We start from the raw sequence: 21385 nt of genomic DNA on the forward strand, positions 1-21385 counted from the left end.
GCCTGCGACGCAATTATCGCATCGCAGCCCTTGGCACGCGACATGCGAGGCCTTATAGACGCCTCTCAACGTTTTCAGACACCAACCGGGAACCGGCCGTCAGGTCGCCTTCCCGGAGAGACATCGTCCGGGCGACCGGGCGATGATGGCCGGAGGGTTTCGAGGGGCGCCAAGCGCTTCGGAACTTCGTCCGGCTATGTCCTGTCCGAGACTGCAGGCGCCGGGTCACCGGCTTAATCCGCCAAGCCTGCACAGACGGGGAAGACCGACTTCAACACCCTCGCTTCGCTGCATCCCGCAGTGTCGTGGGGCATCGGTTTGAACCATCTCGCCCGTGTCGTCCACCGTTTACGGGGGCGTCAGGGGACAGGGCCGTGAAGCGTCGTCCAGGACGTTCCGGCTTCTATTTGAGCCGAGTTCCGTCCCGGGCGGCATGTGCAACCGGCGGACCCTCCTCGAGGGGGTTCCGCCAACCGGAGAGAGCCCCAGTGGACAGGACAGCCAAAGCTGATCTCGTCTCGACGCTCAACGGCGTGTTCGCGAACACGTCCGTTGTCGTCGTGGCCCACTACAAAGGCCTCACGGTCGCCGAGATGCAGAAGCTGCGCACGCAGATGAAGCTCGCCGGTGCCACCGTGAAGGTCACCAAGAACCGCATCGCCAACATCGCTCTCGATGGCACGGACGTCGCCTCCATCAAGCCCCTCCTGAAGGGCCCGACCCTGCTCGCCTATTCGAGCGATCCGGTCGCGGCCGCCAAGGTGGCGGTGGATTTCGCCAAGGGTAACGACAAGCTCGTGATCCTCGGCGGCGCCATGGGAACGACCGCCCTGAACCCGGATGGTGTGAAGGCGCTCGCCTCGCTCCCGTCCCTCGACGAACTGCGCGCCAAGATCGTGGGCCTCGTCCAGGCTCCCGCGACCAAGATCGCACAAGTCGTCAATGCGCCGGCGGCCAAGCTCGCCCGCGTGTTCGGGGCCTATGCCACCAAGGACGAAGCGGCCTGAGCCGCGCGGTCCTTCATCGTCAAACCGATCCGTTCAAACCGATCTTTACCAAGGAACCGAACCATGGCTGATCTCGCCAAGCTCGTCGACGACCTGTCGTCGCTCACCGTCCTCGAGGCCGCCGACCTCGCCAAGATGCTCGAAGAGAAGTGGGGCGTCTCGGCCGCTGCCGCCGTCGCCGTCGCCGCCGGCCCTGCCGCCGGCCCGGCTGCCGCGGTCGAGGAGCAGACCGAGTTCACGGTCATGCTCGCCGCCGCCGGCGACAAGAAGATCGAGGTCATCAAGGAGGTCCGCGCGATCACCGGCCTCGGCCTGAAGGAAGCCAAGGATCTGGTCGAGGCGGCTCCCAAGGCCGTCAAGGAGTCCGTGACCAAGGACGAGGCCGAGAAGATCAAGGCGCAGCTCGAGAAGGCCGGCGCCAAGGTCGAGCTCAAGTAACACTCCGTGTCGGGCCGCATCGGGCCCGATACCTCCGGCCGGTCCCTCGAGGGCCGGCCGGACACCGAGGCCCGCGGGTTCACACCCGCGGGCTAAGGCCGCTTCCGGCGGCCGGCGAACCTGAGGCCAGGTTCGGCGAGATCAATTCGGGTGGGTCGTCGTCCGGCGGGACGGGTCCATCGCCTGGTTGCGGGAGGCACATGGCCTTCCCCGGGCACCCGGCACGCTGAGATGGTGGAGCGAGGTCACACATGGCCAATACGCTGGTCGGTCGCAAGCGCATTCGGAAGTTCTTCGGAAAGATCAAGGAAGTGGCCGAGATGCCGAACCTCATCGAGGTTCAGAAGGCATCCTACGACCAGTTCCTGATGATGGACGAGCCGGAGGGCGGCCGCGGCGACGAGGGCCTGCAGACCGTCTTCAAGTCGGTCTTCCCGATCTCGGACTTCTCGGCCACGGCCCTGCTCGAATTCGTCAAGTACACCTTCGAACAGCCGAAATACGACGTCGACGAGTGCCGTCAGCGCGGCATCACCTTCGCGGCCCCGCTCAAGGTCACGTTGCGCCTCATCGTGTTCGATGTGGATCCCGACACCGGCGCCAAGTCCGTCAAGGACATCAAGGAGCAGGACGTCTACATGGGCGACATGCCCCTGATGACGGAGAACGGCACCTTCATCGTCAACGGCACCGAGCGCGTCATCGTTTCGCAGATGCACCGGTCGCCCGGCGTGTTCTTCGATCACGACAAGGGCAAGACCCACTCGTCGGGCAAGCTGCTGTTCGCGGCGCGCATCATCCCCTATCGCGGCTCCTGGCTCGACGTCGAGTTCGACGCCAAGGACATCGTCCATGTGCGCATCGATCGGAAGCGCAAGCTGCCGGTGACCTCGCTGCTGTTCGCGCTCGGCCTCGACGGCGAAGAGATCCTGTCGACCTTCTACAACCGCGTGATCTACGATCGCGACGGCGCCGACTGGCGCGTGCCCTACGACGCCGAGCGCCTGAAGGGCTTCAAGGCCTCGGTCGACCTCGTCGACGCCGAGTCCGGCGAAGTCGTGCTCGAAGCCGGCAAGAAGCTGAACGCCCGCAACGCCCGGCAGATCGCCGAGCGCGGCGTCAACTTCCTCAAGGCCACCGACGAGGACCTGATCGGCCAATACATCGCCGAGGATCTCGTCAACCCCAAGACCGGCGAGATCTGGGCCGAGGCCGGCGACGAGATTTCCGACAAGCTCCTCAAGAGCCTGGAAGAGGTCGGCATCACCGAACTGCCGCTGCTCGACATCGACCACGTCAACGTCGGTCCCTACATCCGCAACACGCTGGCCGTGGACAAGAACTCGTCCCGCGAGGGCGCGCTGTTCGACATCTACCGGGTCATGCGCCCGGGCGAGCCGCCGACGCTGGATACGGCCGAGGCGATGTTCCACTCGCTGTTCTTCGATTCCGAGCGCTACGACCTCTCCGCGGTCGGCCGCGTGAAGATGAACATGCGCCTCGACCTCGACGCCGAGGACACCGTGCGCACGCTGCGCCGCGAGGACATGCTCGCCGTCGTCAAGGCGCTGGTGGACCTGCGCGACGGCAAGGGCGAGATCGACGACATCGACCACCTCGGCAACCGCCGCGTGCGCTCCGTCGGCGAGCTCATGGAAAACCAGTACCGCCTCGGCCTGCTGCGCATGGAGCGCGCCATCAAGGAGCGGATGTCCTCGGTCGATATCGACACGGTGATGCCGCAGGACCTCATCAACGCCAAGCCCGCGGCGGCCGCGGTGCGCGAGTTCTTCGGCTCGTCGCAGCTGTCGCAGTTCATGGACCAGACCAACCCGCTCTCGGAAGTGACGCACAAGCGTCGCCTCTCGGCGCTCGGCCCCGGCGGTCTCACCCGTGAGCGTGCCGGCTTCGAGGTGCGCGACGTGCACCCGACCCACTACGGCCGCATCTGCCCGATCGAGACGCCGGAAGGCCCCAACATCGGCCTGATCAACTCGCTCGCCACCTTCGCGCGGGTGAACAAGTACGGCTTCATCGAGACGCCGTTCCGCCGGGTCAAGGACGGGGTCGTCACCACCGAGGTGTCGTACCTCTCGGCCATGGAGGAGGCGAAGTACTTCGTCGCCCAGGCCAACGCCCAGATGGACGAGAACTTCAAGCTCATCGAAGAGCTCGTGGTCTGCCGCCGGGCCGGCGACGTCATCGTCGTCGCCCCCGACCGCGTCGACCTGATGGACGTGTCCCCCAAGCAGCTCGTCTCGGTGGCGGCGGCGCTGATCCCGTTCCTCGAGAACGACGACGCCAACCGCGCGCTGATGGGCTCGAACATGCAGCGCCAGGCGGTGCCGCTGGTCCGCGCCGACGCGCCTTTCGTCGGCACCGGCATGGAAGCTGTCGTCGCCCGCGACTCGGGTGCGGCCATCGCGGCGCGGCGCTCGGGCATCATCGACCAGGTCGATGCCACCCGTATCGTCATCCGCGCCACGGAAGAGGCCGACGCCACCAAGCCCGGCGTCGACATCTATCGCCTGCAGAAGTTCCAGCGCTCCAACCAATCGACCTGCATCACGCAGAAGCCGCTGGTGCGCGTCGGCGAGACCGTCAAGAAGGGCGAGATCATCGCCGACGGTCCCTCGACGGAGTTCGGTGAACTCGCGCTCGGCCGCAACGTGCTCGTCGCGTTCATGCCGTGGAACGGCTACAACTTCGAGGACTCGATCCTGCTCTCCGAGCGGATCGTGAAGGACGACGTGTTCACCTCGATCCACATCGAGGAATTCGAGGTGATGGCCCGGGACACCAAGCTCGGTCCGGAAGAGATCACCCGCGACATCCCGAACGTCTCGGAAGAGGCGCTCAAGAACCTCGACGAGGCCGGCATCGTCTACATCGGCGCCGAGGTCCACGCGGGCGACATCCTGTGCGGCAAGATCACCCCGAAGGGCGAAAGCCCGATGACGCCGGAGGAGAAGCTCCTTCGCGCCATCTTCGGCGAGAAGGCGTCGGACGTGCGCGACACCTCGCTGCGGGTTCCCCCGGGCGTGACCGGCACCATCGTCGAGGTGCGGGTGTTCAACCGGCACGGCGTCGACAAGGACGAGCGCGCCCAGGCGATCGAGCGCGAGGAGATCGAGCGCCTGGCCAAGGATCGCGACGACGAGCAGGCGATCCTCGACCGCAACACCTACGCGCGCCTCGCCGGCGTGCTGATCGGCCAGGCGCCGATCGCCGGTCCGAAGGGGTTCAAGAAGGAGACCACGCTGTCGCGGGAGATCCTCAACGAGTATCCCCGCTCGCAGTGGTGGCAGTTCGCCGTGGTCGACGACCGTCTCATGACCGAGATGGAAGCGATGCAGAAGCAGTACGACGAGTCGAAGAAGCGCCTGGAGCAGCGCTTCCTCGACAAGGTCGAGAAGCTGCAGCGCGGCGACGAGCTGCCCCCCGGCGTCATGAAGATGGTCAAGGTCTTCGTGGCGGTGAAGCGCAAGATCCAGCCGGGCGACAAGATGGCCGGCCGTCACGGCAACAAGGGTGTCGTGTCGCGGATCGTGCCGATCGAGGACATGCCGTTCCTGGAGGACGGGACCCATGCCGACATCGTGCTGAACCCGCTGGGCGTGCCCTCGCGCATGAACGTCGGCCAGATCCTCGAGACCCACCTCGGCTGGGCCGCCGCCGGCCTCGGCCGCAAGGTCGGGCTCGCGGTGGACGCCTACCTGCGCTCCAACGACATCGCGCCCCTCAAGGCGGAGATGCAGGCGATCTACTCGCCGTCGGAGCTGGAGGGCCTGTCGGACGAGGACATGGCGGAGGCCGCCAACAACGTGCGCCGCGGCGTGCCGATGGCCACCCCGGTGTTCAACGGTGCCAAGGAAGCCGACATCGAGACGATGCTGGAGATGGCCGGTCTCGACCGGTCGGCCCAGTCGACCCTCTACGACGGCCGCACCGGCGAGCCCTTCGACCGCAAGGTGACGATGGGCTACATCTACATGCTGAAGCTGCACCACCTCGTGGACGACAAGATCCACGCCCGGTCGATCGGGCCGTACTCCCTCGTCACCCAGCAGCCGCTGGGCGGAAAGGCGCAGTTCGGTGGCCAGCGCTTCGGCGAGATGGAGGTCTGGGCGCTGGAGGCCTACGGTGCCGCCTACACGCTGCAGGAGATGCTGACGGTGAAGTCGGATGACGTCGCCGGCCGCACCAAGGTCTATGAGGCGATCGTGCGCGGCGACGACACCTTCGAGGCGGGCATCCCCGAGTCGTTCAACGTGCTCGTCAAGGAGATGCGCTCGCTCGGCCTCAACGTGGAGCTCACCTCCACCAAGAAGAGCGCCAACGACCAGCTCGAGCCGCCCGCCGAGGCGGCCGAGTAGTACGACACCAGACGCTCCCGCGCCGGCCCGACGGGCCGGTGCGGTGCGAGCGGGGAGGGGAAGCGCCTCTCGGATGGACGACGGCCAGCGGCGACTGAGGCAGTCGCGGCGCCGACCTTGAGTTTTCAGCACGCGGTAGCCCCTCGGCGGAGGGCGCGCCCCGTCAGCAGGAGTTGATCCATGAACCAAGAGGTCATGAATCTTTTCAACCAGCAGTCTCAACCTCAGAGCTTCGACCAGATCAAGATCTCGATCTCGTCGCCTGAGAAGATTCTGTCGTGGTCCTTCGGCGAAATCAAGAAGCCCGAGACGATCAACTACCGCACGTTCAAGCCCGAGCGTGACGGTCTGTTCTGCGCGCGCATCTTTGGACCGATCAAGGATTACGAGTGCTTGTGCGGCAAGTACAAGCGCATGAAGTACAAGGGCGTCATCTGCGAGAAGTGCGGCGTCGAGGTCACCCTCGCGCGCGTGCGGCGCGACCGCATGGGCCACATCGAGCTCGCCGCCCCCGTCGCCCACATCTGGTTCCTGAAGTCGCTGCCCTCGCGCATCGGCCTGCTGCTCGACATGGCGCTCAAGGATCTCGAGCGCATCCTGTACTTCGAGTCCTACGTCACCATCGAGCCCGGCCTCACCCCCCTGAAGGAGCGTCAGCTCCTGTCCGAGGAGGAGTACCTGCGCGCCCAGGAGGAGTACGGCGAGGATTCGTTCACGGCGATGATCGGCGCGGAAGCCATCCGCCGCATCCTGCAGGAACTCGACCTCGACGGCATCGCCAACAGCCTGCGCGAGGAGATCGCGACGACGACGTCGGAGCTCAAGCCCAAGAAGCTCCTCAAGCGCCTGAAGATCATCGAGGCCTTCCAGATGTCGGGCAACAAGCCCGAGTGGATGATCCTCACCGTGGTGCCGGTGATCCCGCCGGACCTGCGCCCGCTCGTCCCGCTCGACGGCGGCCGCTTCGCCACGTCCGATCTCAACGATCTCTACCGCCGCGTCATCAACCGCAACAACCGCCTCAAGCGGCTGATCGAGCTGCGCGCGCCCGACATCATTATCCGCAACGAGAAGCGCATGCTTCAGGAGGCGGTCGACGCGCTGTTCGACAACGGCCGCCGCGGCCGCGTCATCACGGGTGCCAACAAGCGTCCGCTGAAGTCGCTCGCCGACATGCTCAAGGGCAAGCAGGGCCGGTTCCGCCAGAACCTGCTCGGCAAGCGCGTCGACTACTCCGGCCGGTCGGTCATCGTGGTGGGCCCGGAGCTGAAATTGCACCAGTGCGGCCTGCCCAAGAAGATGGCGCTGGAGCTGTTCAAGCCGTTCATCTACGCGCGCCTCGACGCCAAGGGTTTCTCGGCCACCGTCAAGCAGGCCAAGAAGCTCGTCGAGAAGGAGAAGCCGGAAGTCTGGGATATCCTCGACGAGGTCATCCGCGAGCACCCGGTGATGCTCAACCGTGCGCCGACGCTCCACCGCCTCGGCATCCAGGCGTTCGAGCCCAAGCTCATCGAGGGTAAGGCGATCCAGCTGCACCCGCTGGTCTGCGCCGCCTTCAACGCCGACTTCGACGGTGACCAGATGGCCGTGCACGTTCCCCTGAGCCTCGAGGCTCAGCTGGAAGCGCGCGTGCTGATGATGTCGACCAACAACATCCTCCACCCGGCCAACGGCCAGCCGATCATCGTGCCCTCGCAGGACATCGTGCTCGGCCTCTACTACCTGTCGATCGTCGGCGAGGGGTTGGTCGGCGCGTTCAACGCCAACAACCCGAAGAACCCGATGCAGGGCGTCTACGGCAACGTCGGCGAGCTGGAGCACGCGCTGGCTGCGGGCGCCGTCAAGCTGCACTCCAAGATCAAGTGGCGCTGGAAGGGCATCGGCCCCGACGGCGAGCCGCTGACCAAGACCTACGATACCACTCCGGGCCGCGTGATCCTCTCGGGTGCCCTGCCGCTGCACAAGAACGTGCCCTTCGACGTCGTCAACAAGCTGATGACCAAGAAGGAGATCTCGGCGATGATCGACACCGTCTACCGCCACTGCGGTCAGAAGGAGTCGGTGATCTTCTGCGATCGCATCATGGCGCTGGGCTTCAACCACGCGTTCAAGGCCGGCATCTCGTTCGGCAAGGACGACATGGTGGTGCCCGACAACAAGTGGCCCATCGTCGACGACACCCGCGCGCTCGTGAAGGACTACGAGCAGCAGTACAACGACGGCCTGATCACCCAGGGCGAAAAGTACAACAAGGTCGTCGACGCCTGGGCGAAATGCTCGGACAAGCTCGCCGCCGAGATGATGCTGCGCATCTCGACCGTGCAGAAGGACGAGAACGGGGCCGACAAGCAGATCAACTCGATCTACATGATGAGCCATTCCGGTGCCCGCGGTTCGCCGGCGCAGATGAAGCAGCTCGCCGCCATGCGTGGCCTCATGGCCAAGCCCTCGGGCGAGATCATCGAGACGCCGATCATCTCGAACTTCAAGGAAGGCCTCGACGTGCTCGAGTACTTCAACTCCACCCACGGTGCCCGTAAGGGCCTCGCGGACACGGCGTTGAAGACCGCCAACTCCGGCTACCTCACCCGCCGTCTCGTCGACGTGGCGCAGGACGCGGTCATTCGCGAGGTCGATTGCGGCACCTCCAACGGCATCAAGATGCGCGCCATCGTCGATGCCGGCCAGGTCGTGGCCCCGCTCTCGATCCGTATCCTCGGTCGTGCCACGGCCGAGGACCTGGTCGCCCAGGACGGCACCGTCATCGTCAAGACCAACGAGACGATCGAGGAGAAGCACCTGCCGGCGATCCAGGCCGCCGGCATCCAGGAGGTGAAGATCCGCTCGGTGCTGGTCTGCGCCACCAAGAGCGGCGTCTGCGCCACCTGCTACGGGCGCGATCTCGCCCGCGGCACGCCCGTCAACATGGGCGAGGCGGTCGGCGTCATCGCGGCGCAGTCCATCGGCGAGCCGGGCACCCAGCTCACGATGCGCACCTTCCACATCGGCGGCGCGGCGCAGATCGCGGATTCGTCCTTCATCGAGTCGAGCTTCGAAGGCACGATCAAGATCCGCAACCGGGCGCTCGCCCGCAACACCGACGGCGACCTCATCGCCACCGGCCGTAACGTCGCCGTCGTCATCGTCGGTACGGATGGTTCGGAGCGGGCGGTCCACCGCCTGCAGTACGGCGCGCGCCTGCGCGTCGACGAGGGCGATCAGGTCAAGCGCGGCCAACGTATCGCCGAATGGGACCCCTACACCCGTCCGATCATCACCGAGACCGACGGCGTGGTGGCCTACGAGGACCTGATCGACGGCCAGTCGATCACCGAGACCACCGACGAATCGACCGGCATTGCCAAGCGCGTCGTCATCGATTGGCGCGGCACCGCCCGCACCGCCGACCTCAAGCCGGCGATGCTGGTGCTCGACAAGGACGGCAAGCCGATGAAGCTGCCGCGCGGCTCGGACGCGCGGTACTTCCTGCCGGTGGACGCCATCATCGGTTACGATCCGGGAGCCTCGGTGAAGGCCGGTGACATCCTCGCCCGCGTCTCCACCGACTCTGCCAAGACCCGCGACATCACCGGCGGTCTGCCGCGGGTGGCGGAGCTGTTCGAGGCACGCCGGCCGAAGGACGCGGCGATCATCGCGGAGAAGTCCGGGACGATCCAGTTCGGGCGCGACTACAAGAACAAGCGTCGCCTGACGCTGACCCCGCACGACGGTTCGGACGCGGTCGAGTACCTGATCCCCAAGGGCAAGCACATCCACCTGCAGGATGGGGACGTGGTGGAACTCGGCGACTACATCGTCGACGGCAACCCGGCGCCGCACGACATCCTGGCGATCAAGGGCGTGGAGGAGCTCGCGGCCTACCTCGTCAACGAGATCCAGGAGGTCTACCGGCTCCAGGGCGTGTCCATCAACGACAAGCACATCGAGGTGATCGTCCGGCAGATGCTGCAGAAGGTGGAGATCACCGACGGCGGCGATTCCGAGATCCTGACGGGCGACCAGATCGACCGGACGGAACTGGCCGACATCAACGAGAAGCTTCTCGCCGAGGGCAAGAAGCCGGTGGTGGGCGTGCCGGTGCTGCTCGGCATCACCAAGGCGAGCCTTCAGACGAAGTCGTTCATCTCGGCGGCCTCGTTCCAGGAGACCACCCGCGTCCTCACCGAGGCGGCGGTCAACGGCAAGATCGATTACCTCGAAGGCCTCAAGGAAAACGTCATCGTCGGGTCGCTGATCCCCGCCGGAACCGGATCCATGGCAGCCGACATCCGGGCCGTCGCCCGCCGCCGCGACACCCTGATCCTGCAGCAGAAGGCCTCGGAGAGCGGCGCCCGCACGCTCGACGAGCTGCCTTCGGCGGCCGAATAGAACCGACCGCAGAACCATCGAAACGCAGAAGGGGTCGCCGAAAGGCGGCCCCTTTTTCGTGGACCCGTGCACTTTTGTGCGTCGGCTCGCTGGTCACCAATCAGGAGTTCAGCGTCTCGCGACGGATCGAGGGACCGGGTCGAACCACCGCCGTGTCGCGGGCGCCGTGCTCATCGCGCGGGGCAGGGGAGAACGCGCGCTGAAATCCGGGGCCGCGATCGGCCTATCGGACGCCTTGCCGAGCTCGGGGCGTCGATCGCGCAAACCCCGGTCGGCACGGCCACGCTCGCGTTGTCCTCGCCCGGGTCCATGCGCTATGACGGGACCGGTGTGACAGGGCCGCTTGCCGAAACTGGTAGACGGAAGGCACTTAAAATGCCTCGGGCCATGCCCGTGTGGGTTCGACTCCCACAGCGGCCACCACGACCCTTCACCGCCGCCTCAGCGGGCGATGATCTCCTTCACCGTCTCCACCAGCTGCTTCAGGCTGAAGGGTTTGGGCAGGAAGTTGAAGGTCTCGCCCTCGGGCAGGTTCTTGCGGAAGGCGTCCTCGGCGTAGCCCGACACGAAGATCACCTTGAGGTCGGGCCGGTGCTTGCGCAGCTGGCGCAGCAGGGTCGGGCCGTCCATCTCGGGCATCACCACATCCGAGACCACGAGGTCGATCTCCTGGGTCTCGTCGGCGATGATGCGCAGGGCGTCGAGGCCGGAGGCGGCCTCGAGCACGGTGTAGCCGCGGGCCGAGAGCGCGCGCATGTTCACCGCACGCACGGGGTCCTCGTCCTCCACCAGCAGGATGGTGCCCTGACCGGTGTGGTCGGTGGACGGTTTTCGCGCGGGCGCACCCTGGCCGTCCGTGCCGGTCCTGCCCTTGGCCGCCGCGGAGGAATCGCCGGTCGACGGCGCAGGCAGGTCGAGGGAGCGGGTCAGGGGCGGCGCGATCTCGACGACCGGCTCGGCCGCCGGCTCGTGGCGCGGGAAGTAGATCCGGAAGGCGGTGCCTTCGCCGACCTTTGACTGCACGTAGATGGTGCCGCCGCTCTGCTTGACGATGCCGAACACCGTCGAGAGGCCCAGGCCGGTGCCCTTGCCGATCTCCTTGGTCGTGAAGAACGGCTCGAAGATCTTGTCCATCACGTCCGGGGGGATGCCCTCGCCGGTGTCGAGCACCTCGATCAGGACGTGGTCGCCCGACGGGGCGCCGGTGCGGCCCTCGCCGGCCTCCGCGTCGCTGTGGACGACGTTGGCGGTGCGGATCCGCAGGCGCCCGCCCTCGGGCATCGCGTCGCGCGCGTTCACGGCGAGATTCACGATGACCTGCTCGAACTGGTTGACGTCGGCCTTGATCGGCCAGACGTCGCGCCCGTGCTTGAGGTCGAGGTCGACCCGCTCGCCGAGCAGGCGCTTGAGGAGGAGCGTCAGGTCGGAGAGGGCCTCGCCGACGTTCATCACCTCGGGCCGCAGGGTCTGCCGACGCGAAAACGCCAGGAGCTGCCGCACGAGGCTCGCCGCCCGGTTGGCGTTCTGCTTGATCTGCATGATGTCCTGGAAGGCCGGATCGGTCGGCCTGTGGCTCGCGAGCAGCAGGTCGGAATAGCCGATGATGGCCTGGAGGACGTTGTTGAAGTCGTGCGCGATGCCGCCGGCGAGCTGGCCGACGGTGTCCATCTTCTGGGTCTGGGCGACCTGCTGTTCGAGCTGGCGCTGGGCGGTGGTGTCGAGGGCGTAGAGGATCACGCGCTCGCGCTCGGATTGCGCGGCGGCGCGTTCCTCCGCCGGGTCGCGCTCGCGGCCCGAATCGGCGGCGGTCGCGGCCTCGCCGCCGGCCGGGCTCAGCCAGACCCGGGCCGAGCGGTTGCCGGTGCCGGCGACAGTGACCTCGATCGGCACCACCTCGGCCAGACCGCTCACCGCCTTGGCCAGCGCCCCTTCGAGCATCGGCCGGTCGCGCTCGGCCAGGGATTCCCAGATCGTCGGGTCGCTCGACTCGGCGAGATCGTCTGGCGCCTGGCGCGGCATGCCCCCGAACAGGCGGGCGAAGGAGGCGTTGGCCCGGGCGATGCGGCCGGTGCCGTCGAGGGTGGCGATGGCGATGGGGCTGCTGTTGAGGAAGCGGGCGAGCCTTACCTCGGCCGCCCGCTGCGGCTCGTCGCTCTCCGCCCCCGCCGAGCGGTTGAGGACGAAGGTGCGGGACGGGCCGGGCTTGGCGTCCTGGCCGAAGGCCACGCGGTGGTAGAGCCGGGCGGGCAGGGGATGCCCGTTGCGCCGGCGCAGGTCCATGTCGAAGCGGTCGGTGCGGACCTCGCCGGGAAGGCCGGCGGCCGCCACCAGGATGTCGGCCCCCGGCGCGATCTCGGACAGGCGCAGCCCGCCGGAGCCGACCGTGGCGAGGTCGTACCCGAGCCAGGAGGCCAGGGTGGCGTTCATGTAGACGATGGAGCCGGCCGGATCGATCGACAGGAAGCCCGCGGGCGCGTGGTCGAGGTAGTCGATGGCGTGCTGGAGTTCCTGGAAGACGTTCTCCTGGCGCTCGCGCTCATGGGTGATGTCGCTCACCATCCAGAGCGCGGCGGGGCGGCGCGGCCGTTCCAGGGGCCTCACGCCGATGCGGAACCACGCGAAGCTGCGGCCGGTGGCGGTCTCCGGCGGCGGCGACAGGCGGATCTCCTCCACGTGGCTGCGCCCGTCGCGGGCGCCCTGCGCGAGGCGATAGATCGCCTCGGAAACCTCCGGCGAGCCGACGAAGACCCGCTCCACCGGGCGCAGGTTGCTGAAGGTGTCGCCGCCCGCGATCCGCAGGTAGGTCTCGTTGGCGTAGATGATCCGGCCGCCGTCCTCCACGACGATGACGCCCTCGGGCGCGGCGTCGACGATGCCCTTGGTGATGTCGTCGCGCCCGGGCTGGCCGCTGAACTGGATCGCGCCGATGGCCAGGGCGAACAGGAAGAACACCCCCGCCATGGCCAGCAGCGCCAGGAGGCCGAGGATCAGCGGCTGGGCCTGGTCGTTGGCCACGAAGGACAAACCGACGGAGGCGCCCACCAGCACGCCGGCCAGGACCAGGAGCAGGCCGACCCGGCCCGGCCGTTCCGAGCGGTCGATGGAACTCGACGGCGGCGGCGTTGGCCCACTCAACTCAGACATCCGGTGTCAACCCAATCGACCGCAGGCATCGGTTAGCGCCCCGGCCGCGGCGACGGCAAGGGGTATCCGCGCCAAGGTGCGGAAAAGTCTCGCGAAAGAAAGTGCATAATCGCGCACCGCGGGCGGGCCTGCCCCGCGGCGCGGCAGCCCTCATGCGGCCCGGCGCCTGAGGCGCATGACGAAGCCGATCACCTCGGCCACCGCGCGGTAGTGCTCGGCCGGGATCTCGTCGTCGATCTCGACGGTGGCGTGCAGCGCGCGGGCGAGCGGCGGGTTCTCCAGCACCGGCACGCCGTTCTCGGCGGCGATGGCGCGGATGCGCAGCGCCAGGCTGTCGACGCCCTTGGCGACGCAGATGGGCGCGGCCATGCCGGCCTCGTAACGCAGGGCCACGGCGTAGTGGGTCGGGTTGGTGACGACCACGGTGGCCTGCGGCACCGCTGCCATCATGCGCTTCTTCACCCGCTGGGCTCGGATCTGGCGCATGCGGCCCTTCACCTCGGGGCTGCCTTCGCTCTCCTTGTGCTCCTGCTTGATCTCCTCCTTCGACATCATCAGGCGCTTGCGCCAGCGATGGCGCTGGTAGAGCGCGTCGGCCAGGGTGATGGCGACGTAGATCGAAAGCACCCCGGCGAGGAGCTTGAGGGTCATCGACAGGATCGCCTGGAGCGTCGCGGTGGGATCGAGCCTGACGAAGAGCTCGAACCGGTCGCGCTCGCCCCACAGGATCAGCCCGGCGACGATGCCCACCGTCGAGAGCTTGGCGAGCCCCTTGAGGAACTGCACCATGGCCTCCATCCCGAAGATGCGCTTGGCACCCGACATCGGCGAGATCCGCTCGAACTTCAGGCCGATCGCCTCGGTGCTGAACACCGGCGGATGCTGGGCGAACCCCGCCGCCAGCCCGGCCACCACGATCACCGCCACCGGGACCGCCAGGGCCTGGGCGCAGATGAGCAGGCCGCGGATGCCCATCGCCTCGTAGGCGTGCGCGTCCGAGGGCACGACGTGGGCGTTCATGAGGAAGCCGCGCATCGACACCAGCATCGCATGCGCGATCGGGCCGGCGGCCAGGAGCATGACGAGGGTGAAGGCGGACAGGATGAAGAACGTGCCGATCTCGGGGCTGTTGGGCACGTTGCCCTGTTCGATCGCCTTCTCGATGCGTCGCGGGGTCGGCTCTTCGGTCTTGTCTTCCTGTTCTGCGCCCTCGGCCACGGCTCAGGCTCCCTGGCCAGGTCGGGTCAGATCTCCGGCGGGCGTCAGCGCCCGGTGAGGTCGCCGAGGTAGCGGCCGATGTCGTCGAGGAAGACGCCCATCATCACGCCGAGGCTGCCGAACAGCACCAGCATCCCGATCAGCACCGAGGCCGGCACCGCCACGAAGAACACCTGCATCTGCGGCATCAGCCGCGACAGGATGCCGAGGCCGAAGTTGAACAGGATGCCGAAGGCGATGAAGGGCGCCGCGATCTGCACCGCAAGGCTGAAGCCGCGGGCCACCGCCTTCAGGGCGAGCTGAGCGGCCTCGCCCATTCCGGGCACGCCCACGGGGGGCAGCAGCGTGTAGCTGCGCGCCACCGCGTCGAGGGCGACGTGATGCAGGTCGGTCGCCAGGATCAGGGTGATGCCGAGCAGCTGCAGGAAGTTGCCGAGCGCGGCCTGCTGCCCGCCCTGCGTCGGGTCCACCGTCATCGCGTAGGACAACCCGAGCTGCTGCGACACGATCAGGCCCGCCGTCTGCAGGGCGGCCAGCACCATCCGCACCGTCAGCCCGAGCATCAGCCCGATCAGCAGCTCGCCGATGAGCAGGGTGATCAGCCCGGTACCGGCCAGCGCCCCGCCCTCCGTGGGCAGGAGCGGGCGCGCCATGGGAAACAGGATCAGGCTCACGAGGAGCGCGAAGGCCAGCCGCAGGCGCGGCGAGACCATGTTCTCGCCCAGGCCCGGCATCAGCATCATCAGCGTACCCACCCGTGCGAACACGAGCAGATAGGCCGCCGCGATGCCGGGCAGGAGGAGATTCATGCCCTTCCCATAGCACGCCCGACGCCGCGCTCACTGGCCCGAGACGATGCGGGCGGCGATGCGGGTCATGTAGCCGGCGAGCGCATCGCCCATGAACGGCAGCATCAGGAGGAGGGCGGCGAAGACCGCGACGATCTTGGGCACGTAGATGAGGGTCTGTTCCTGGATCTGGGTGAGGGCCTGCAGCAGCGAGACCACGAGGCCGACCACGAGGGCGACGATCATCAGCGGCCCCGCCACCTTGAGGAAGACGAAGATCCCGTCGCGCGCGACGTCGAGGATGGCGAGGCCGGTCATGGTGGGGGCAACTCGGTTGTCATGTGCGAAAAGAGGAGCGGTGAGCGCGCACTCCCCTCCCCACGAGGGGGAGGAGGGTCCCGCGCCAGATCTAGATCTGCATCCGCATGATCTCCTCGTAGGCCGAGATCACCCGGTCGCGCACGGCGACCAGGGTCTGGATCGCGGTCTCGCTCTCGGCCACCGCCGTGACGACGTCGACGACGTTGGCCTTGCCGCCGGCCACCGAGAGGGCCTGGGCGTCGGCCTTGGCGCCGGCGTCGCCGACCTTGTCCAGGGCCGAGGCGAGCAGCGAGGAGAACCCGCCCTCGGCGCCCGTGGCCGGGGCGATCTTGGGCGCGCCGCCCTTGGGCCCGCCGATGTTCTGGATGGCGGCATAGGCGCCGGCCGCAAAGGCGTTGGTGGCCATGGGGAGGGACTTTCGGAAAGCGAAGCCGGCCGGATCAGGCCTTGAGGATCTCGAGGGTCTTGGAAATCATCCGCCGGGTGGCGGTGATCATGTTGAGGTTGGCCTCGTAGGAGCGCTGGGCCTCGCGCATGTCCATGTTCTCGATCAGGCTGTTGACGTTGGGCATCCTGATCTCGCCGCGCTCGTTGGCGGCCGGGTTGCCCGGGTCGTACTTCGTCTTGAACGGGGCGATGTCGCGCTGCACCCGCCCCGCCTCGATGACGCTGGCGCCGGTCTCGCGGTCGACGTGCTGGCGGAAGGTCGGGATCTTGCGGCGGTAGGGCTCCGCGCCCGGTGCGGGGGCGCCGGAATCGGCGTTGGCGATGTTCTCGGAGATCACCCGCATCCGGCTCGACTGGGCCTTGAGGCCGGCCGCCGCCACGGTCAGGGATTTGAGGAAGTCCACGGCGATGTCTCCGTCGCGTCGGGCGAAAAGGGTCGCGATCAGCGCTTGCCGCGGGATCAGCGCTTGCCGATGGCGATCTTCAGGGTCTCCATGCTCTTCTGGTAGAGCGTGGCGGCGAGCTGGTAGTCGGCTTGGTTATCGCCGGCCTTCATCATTTCTTCCTCCAGGTTGACGCCGTTGCCGCTGGGGCGAATCTCGAAGCCCTTGAAGCGGCGCGGGTCGGCACCGGGCCCCTCGGGACCGCCGATGGCGATATGGGCGGGGCTGGTCTGGGCGAGCCCGGCACTGCCCGTGAGCGCCCCGACCGGCTGGGCGAGGCCGGCACCGGGCCGGCCGAGATCGGGAGCGGCGAGGTCGCGCGGCCGGAAGCCCGGCATGTCGGCGTTGGCGACGTTCTCGGCGAGCAGCTTCTGGCGGGTCTGGTGCCACTGCATCCGCGTGCGCAGCATGCCGAAGATGGGCAGGTCGGTGACGGACACGGCGCTGACAGGCCCCCCGCGCACCCGCTCCGGGTTCGACGCGCTGGGCAAAATCTGCCGCCTCCATGGTTAACGGGCGGTTAAGTCTCCGTCAGTCAGGGCAGATCGAGGCGGACGGAAGTTCGCTGTTAACGAAGTCTTAACGATGTTGCCCGGCGCGCCGGTCACCGTGATACTACGGTCTCGGTACTGCGTCGGGCTCGCGTGGCCCCCCAGCGAAAGTTATCCGCGTTGTCAGCGTTCTTCGGTTCGGAGGGGTCGTCCCCCTTCCAGTTCGCCATCATCTTCGTCGTGATCTTCGCGGTCCTGGCCGGGCTGGCTCTGACGATCCGCCGTTTCACGGGCCGCAACCAGGCGCAGCTCGCCAAATCGGGGTCGCGTCCGCGCCAGCCACGACTTGGCATCGTCGACGTCTACGAACTCGACCGGCAGCGCCAGCTCATCCTGCTGCGACGCGACGGCGTCGAGCACCTGCTCCTCGTGGGCGGGCCCAACGACGTGGTGGTGGAACGCAACATCAGCCGCAGCGCCGGCGTGCGCCTACCGGCCGAGGAGGACGCCCGCACCGAGGAGCCGCCGCCGCCGGCGCCCGTCTTCCCCCCGCGCGACCCCGCCCCCCTGCCGGCGGCGCCGGCCCCGCAGGAGGCCGCCCCCGACCTCGTCGCGGACCGGAGGAGCCCCAGCGAGCCGCCCTTCGCGATGCCGCTCGTGGTGCCGCCGCCGGCCGCCTTCCCGGCGCCGCCCCCGCCCATCCCCGCACCGGTCCGCCCGATGCGATCCGAGGAGCCGGCCCGCCGGGTGCAGCCGGACGTGCAGCCGGCGCGGGTGATGCGGCGGACCCCGCCGCCGCTGGTGAACCCGAAGCCGGACGTCGCCTCCGAGCGCACCCGCCCGCCCGAGGCACCGATGCCCGCCGCGGCGCCGGCCGAGAAGGCGGCGGCGCAGGAGCCGGATTTCGAGGCCGCCTTCGCCGCGGCCCTGTCCGCACCGGTCGCGGCGGCGGCGGCGCCGGCCGTCACCACGGTACCCGAGGCACCGGCTGCGCCGGTGGTCACCGTCCCGGCGACCGAGCCGACGCCCCCGGCCGAAACGGCGGACACCAGGATCCTCGCCGACATGGCCCGGCAGCTGGAGGATGCGTTGCGCCGCCCGTCGTCGGCCGTCACGCCAACGCCCGCCGCGAGCGTTCAGCCTCTCGCCCCGCAGCCGGACCCGTCGCCGGCACCGGAGCCGGCCCCCGAACCCGACGTGGCGGCCGTGGCCGTCCCGGACGTGGCACCGCCCACCCCGGCGCCGGAAGCGGAACCGGCCGACATCGTCGCCCCCGAGCCGCCCGCACCGCCGGAACCCGATCCGGTGGCGGCTGCCATGGCGAGCGCTGCCGAAACATCCGCCGAGACGACGCCCGTCGAGACGCCTCTCGTCGAAACGGCGCCCGCTGACGGCGACGGCCTGTTCGAGGAACCCGCGCCTGCTCCCGAGCCCACGCCGGAGCTGGAGCCCACGCCGGAGCCGGAGCCGGAGCCGGCTCCCGCGCCGCCACCGCCGCCTCCGCCCGCGCCGGCCAAGCCCGCGTCGGCGGGTACCAACCCCTTCTCGGTGGAGGAGATCGAGGCGGAGTTCGCGCGCCTCCTGGGGCGCCCGCTCGATCGCAAGGGCTGACGTGCGGCAAGTGCCGCGTGGAGGATGTCGCGGCCTCGCGTCGCTTGCGTCGTGGCCTCGTCCGACGCAGGTTGCCGGCGTCATGATCCCGCAACGCGCCGATCCGGCGACGACATCCCGCCCCTGGCGGCCCTGGACGATGCGCCTGTCCATGGCGGCCGCGCTCCTGGGTGCCGGCACCTTCGGGGCCGCCGGGCAGAGCGTGTCGGTGGATCTGGGCACCGGCGGCGTCACTGAGCGGGCACTCCAGCTCGTCGCCCTCATCACCGTCCTGGCGCTGGCGCCCTCGGTGCTGGTGATGGCGACCTCGTTCACGCGGATCGTGGTGGTGCTCTCGATCCTGCGCTCGGCGCTCGGCACACAGACGGCGCCGCCCAACACCGTGATCGTCAGCCTCGCCCTGTTCCTCACCGCCTTCGTCATGGCGCCGGTGGGCCGCGAGGCCTACCGCAACGGCATCGAGCCGCTGCTCGCCAACCAGATCACGCAGGCCCAGGCCTTCGAGCGGGCCTCGGCGCCGTTCAAGACCTTCATGCTGAAGAACGTCCGCGAGAAGGACCTCAAGCTGTTCCTGGATCTCGGCAAGATCCCGACCCCGGCCGGGCCGGAGCAGGTCGGGCTGGAGGTGCTCACCCCCGCCTTCATGATCTCGGAACTGCGCCGCGCCTTCGAGATCGGCTTCCTCCTGTTCATCCCGTTCCTCGTCATCGACCTCGTGGTGGCCTCGATCCTGATGGCGGTGGGCATGATGATGGTGCCGCCCGCCACCGTGGCGCTGCCGTTCAAGCTGATCTTCTTCGTGCTCGTCGACGGCTGGACCCTGGTGGCCGGATCGCTGGTGCAGAGCTACGGCACCTGAGCGCGGGTGCACGGCCGGAACGGCAGGGAACAGGCGCAGCAGCCCTTGTGCGGTGAGAACAAAACAGGTACAAAATCGGCAGCAGCGGCGCCTTGAGCCCCGCGCCCGCCCCCTGCATAAGGATGCCGACGAATGGCCCAGCCCGCGCTGAAGATGGTGGAACCCACGATGGTGGACAAAGACAAGGCCAAGGCGATCGATGCCGCCTTGTCCCAGATCGAGCGGGCCTTCGGCAAAGGCTCGATCATGCGGCTGGGCAAGAACGACAAGATCGCCGAGGTTGAGGTGGTCTCGACGGGCTCCCTCGGCCTGGACATCGCCCTCGGGGTCGGCGGCCTGCCGCGCGGCCGCGTCATCGAGATCTACGGGCCGGAATCCTCGGGCAAGACCACGCTGGCGCTCCACACCATCGCGGAGGCCCAGAAGAAGGGCGGCGTCTGCGCCTTCGTCGACGCCGAGCACGCCCTCGACCCGATCTACGCCCGCAAGCTCGGCGTGCAGCTCGACGACCTCCTGATCTCGCAGCCCGATACCGGCGAGCAGGCCCTGGAGATCACCGACACCCTGGTGCGCTCGGGCGCCATCGACGTGCTGGTGGTGGATTCGGTGGCGGCCCTGACGCCGCGGGCCGAGATCGAGGGCGAGATGGGCGACAGCCAGCCCGGCCTCCAGGCCCGGCTGATGAGCCAGGCCCTGCGCAAGCTCACCGGCTCGATCTCGCGCTCCAAGTGCATGGTCATCTTCATCAACCAGATCCGGATGAAGATCGGCGTCATGTACGGCTCGCCGGAGACCACGACAGGCGGCAACGCCCTCAAGTTCTACGCCTCGGTGCGCCTCGACATCCGCCGCATCTCGACCCTCAAGGATCGCGACGAAGCCATCGGCAACCAGGTCCGCGTCAAGGTCGTCAAGAACAAGGTCGCGCCGCCCTTCAAGCAGGTCGAGTTCGACATCATGTTCGGCGAGGGCGTCTCGAAGGTCGGCGAGCTGATCGATCTCGGCGTCAAGGCCGGCATCGTCGAGAAGTCGGGCGCCTGGTTCTCCTACAACAGCCAGCGCCTCGGCCAGGGCCGCGAGAACTCGAAGGGGTTCTTGCGCGACAACCCGGACATCGCCGCCAAGATCGAGGCGTCGATCCGCCAGAACTCCGGCATTCTCGCCGACAAGATCCTCGACACGGCCAAGCCCACCGACGACGACCTTGACGAGGGCGAGGCCTGATCGCAGCGGCTCGTTCGCCGCAGCAGACGACGCCCGCCGCGATCCCTCGCGGCGGGCGTCGTCGTGAGGGGAGCCGCCGTCAGCCGCTGTAGGGCAGGATCTTGATGAACAGGCCCCACAGCACCATCAGGATGCCGGCGATCGAGACCAGCCAGACGAGGCTGCGGACCTTCGGGATGCCGACGCCGTAGATCGGCAGGTAGGCGAGGCGCGCCCAGAAGTAGAGGTGCGCGCCGATCACCACCGCGGTGTTGTGGCGTCCCGTGGCGACGCAGGCCAGGACCAGGGCGGCGAAGATCGGGAAGGTCTCGAAGAAGTTCTTGGACGCTTTCTCCAGTCGCGCCGCCGCCCCGGTCACCTGCGGCGTCGCGCCCTCGCGGTTGCCCGAGGCCCAGGCGAAGCCCCCGCGCTGCTGCACCCCGCTCATCGATGCGGCGATGACGTGGACGAGGCCGAGCAGGCAGGACCAGGCGAGGAGGCGGATTTCGACGGGCATGGGATCGGGTCCTTTTCGGCATCGCGCCGGATCTGTCCCGCCTACTTAACCCGCCCGGATCGCGATGCGAAACCGCCTCCGGCGCACGGACCGTCACCAAGGCGTGACTCGGCCGCGCTTGATCCCTATGAGG

General features: G+C 68.2%; 15 protein-coding genes and 1 tRNA gene. 8 read left to right on the forward strand and 8 right to left on the reverse strand.

Going from position 1 to position 21385, the window contains the following annotated elements; genetic code table 11:
• Window positions 1-488 precede the first annotated feature (488 nt).
• The 5 genes from rplJ to ASG59_RS04335 all read left to right on the forward strand — a co-directional run bounded on the left by rplJ (window position 489) and on the right by ASG59_RS04335 (window position 10633).
• Window positions 489-1007 carry a 50S ribosomal protein L10 gene (gene rplJ / locus ASG59_RS04315; RefSeq protein ID WP_055881531.1) on the forward strand — a complete coding sequence of 173 codons (519 nt, stop codon included), beginning with the start codon at window positions 489-491 and terminating at the stop codon, window positions 1005-1007.
• A gap of 63 nt (window positions 1008-1070) precedes the next feature.
• Window positions 1071-1445 (forward strand): 50S ribosomal protein L7/L12, encoded by a 375-nt coding sequence (rplL, locus tag ASG59_RS04320; RefSeq protein ID WP_055881528.1) that lies wholly within the window; start codon window positions 1071-1073, stop codon window positions 1443-1445.
• A gap of 251 nt (window positions 1446-1696) precedes the next feature.
• Complete coding sequence (gene rpoB / locus ASG59_RS04325) at window positions 1697-5821, forward strand: DNA-directed RNA polymerase subunit beta (protein ID WP_055881526.1); 4125 nt, start codon at window positions 1697-1699, stop codon at window positions 5819-5821.
• A 180-nt stretch (window positions 5822-6001) separates the two neighbouring features.
• Window positions 6002-10210 carry a DNA-directed RNA polymerase subunit beta' gene (gene rpoC / locus ASG59_RS04330; RefSeq protein WP_056407172.1) on the forward strand — a complete coding sequence of 1403 codons (4209 nt, stop codon included), beginning with the start codon at window positions 6002-6004 and terminating at the stop codon, window positions 10208-10210.
• Window positions 10211-10547: 337 nt separating this feature from the next.
• Window positions 10548-10633 (forward strand) — tRNA-Leu (locus ASG59_RS04335).
• 18 nt (window positions 10634-10651) lie between these two features.
• Here the strand turns inward: ASG59_RS04335 and ASG59_RS04340 are convergent.
• The 7 genes from ASG59_RS04340 to flgB form a co-directional block, all read right to left on the reverse strand.
• On the reverse strand, window positions 10652-13354 hold the full coding sequence (locus ASG59_RS04340; protein ID WP_056407174.1) for a response regulator: 2703 nt from the start codon (window positions 13352-13354) through the stop codon (window positions 10652-10654).
• Between the two features lie 150 nt (window positions 13355-13504).
• A complete protein-coding gene (gene flhB, locus ASG59_RS04345) occupies window positions 13505-14572 on the reverse strand; it encodes a flagellar biosynthesis protein FlhB (protein ID WP_056407176.1) in 1068 nt (355 codons plus the stop codon).
• Window positions 14573-14616: 44 nt separating this feature from the next.
• Window positions 14617-15381 carry a flagellar biosynthetic protein FliR gene (gene fliR, locus ASG59_RS04350; RefSeq protein ID WP_055881503.1) on the reverse strand — a complete coding sequence of 255 codons (765 nt, stop codon included), beginning with the start codon at window positions 15379-15381 and terminating at the stop codon, window positions 14617-14619.
• A gap of 30 nt (window positions 15382-15411) precedes the next feature.
• Window positions 15412-15678, reverse strand: coding sequence for a flagellar biosynthesis protein FliQ (gene fliQ / locus ASG59_RS04355; RefSeq protein WP_055881501.1), 267 nt, complete (start codon window positions 15676-15678; stop codon window positions 15412-15414).
• A 91-nt stretch (window positions 15679-15769) separates the two neighbouring features.
• Window positions 15770-16087, reverse strand: a complete 318-nt coding sequence (fliE, locus tag ASG59_RS04360; protein WP_055881499.1) for a flagellar hook-basal body complex protein FliE — start codon at window positions 16085-16087, stop codon at window positions 15770-15772.
• Window positions 16088-16121: 34 nt separating this feature from the next.
• Window positions 16122-16532: a flagellar basal body rod protein FlgC gene (flgC, locus tag ASG59_RS04365; RefSeq protein ID WP_055881496.1), complete on the reverse strand. Its 411-nt coding sequence runs from the start codon at window positions 16530-16532 to the stop codon at window positions 16122-16124.
• A 56-nt stretch (window positions 16533-16588) separates the two neighbouring features.
• A complete protein-coding gene (gene flgB, locus ASG59_RS04370; RefSeq protein ID WP_055881492.1) occupies window positions 16589-17011 on the reverse strand; it encodes a flagellar basal body rod protein FlgB in 423 nt (140 codons plus the stop codon).
• A 231-nt stretch (window positions 17012-17242) separates the two neighbouring features.
• Here flgB and ASG59_RS04375 point away from each other — a divergent pair, with 231 nt between their 5' ends.
• The 3 genes from ASG59_RS04375 (at window position 17243) to recA (ending at window position 20756) form a co-directional block, all read left to right on the forward strand.
• A complete protein-coding gene (locus ASG59_RS04375) occupies window positions 17243-18673 on the forward strand; it encodes a hypothetical protein (protein WP_056407177.1) in 1431 nt (476 codons plus the stop codon).
• Between the two features lie 139 nt (window positions 18674-18812).
• Entirely contained in the window at window positions 18813-19532 is a 720-nt protein-coding gene (fliP, locus tag ASG59_RS04380; RefSeq protein WP_156399104.1) for a flagellar type III secretion system pore protein FliP, read from the forward strand.
• Between the two features lie 132 nt (window positions 19533-19664).
• A complete protein-coding gene (recA, locus tag ASG59_RS04385; RefSeq protein ID WP_055881484.1) occupies window positions 19665-20756 on the forward strand; it encodes a recombinase RecA in 1092 nt (363 codons plus the stop codon).
• A 79-nt stretch (window positions 20757-20835) separates the two neighbouring features.
• Here the strand turns inward: recA and ASG59_RS04390 are convergent, their stop codons facing one another.
• Window positions 20836-21252: an MAPEG family protein gene (locus tag ASG59_RS04390; protein WP_056281932.1), complete on the reverse strand. Its 417-nt coding sequence runs from the start codon at window positions 21250-21252 to the stop codon at window positions 20836-20838.
• Window positions 21253-21385 lie beyond the last annotated feature (133 nt).

The sequence above is a fragment of the Methylobacterium sp. Leaf466 genome, assembly GCF_001425565.1.
Lineage (GTDB): Bacteria > Pseudomonadota > Alphaproteobacteria > Rhizobiales > Beijerinckiaceae > Methylobacterium.